This window comes from Virgibacillus salexigens (assembly GCF_014905415.1).
Classification (GTDB): domain Bacteria; phylum Bacillota; class Bacilli; order Bacillales; family Amphibacillaceae; genus Virgibacillus; species Virgibacillus salexigens.
This window is the reverse complement of sequence record NZ_BNEO01000121.1, coordinates 1-309: the sequence shown is the minus strand read 5'-3', so window position 1 is coordinate 309 and position 309 is coordinate 1. Positions and strand designations below refer to the sequence as shown.

The window sequence follows — 309 nt, the reverse complement described above, 5'->3', positions numbered from 1 at the left end:
TAATAACAGTAAGAAAGATTAATATACCTGAGGCAGCTATATTTTCCGTATTCCCAGAAACTACGGCAGCAACTACACCTGAAATCGCGATAACAGAAATAAAAGGCAATGCTTGCCCACTTTTTTCTACGATGTTAGGCAAGAACTTTTGAATAATAATACCCAAAGCGATCGGAATAATAATCACTTGAATAATTGAAAGAAACATAGCAAAGGGGTTAACTGGCATCCAATGCCCAGCAAGTAAATATAGTAATAAGGGTGTAAGCATAGGCGATAGTAATGTTGAAAAAGAAGTCATTGCAATAG

At 35.9% G+C, this 309-nt stretch carries 1 protein-coding gene; it reads right to left on the bottom strand.

Annotated elements, in window-relative coordinates:
* Nucleotides 1-309: bile acid:sodium symporter (locus JKP73_RS22500; RefSeq protein ID WP_369074074.1), on the bottom strand; the 309-nt coding region annotated here is incomplete at both ends.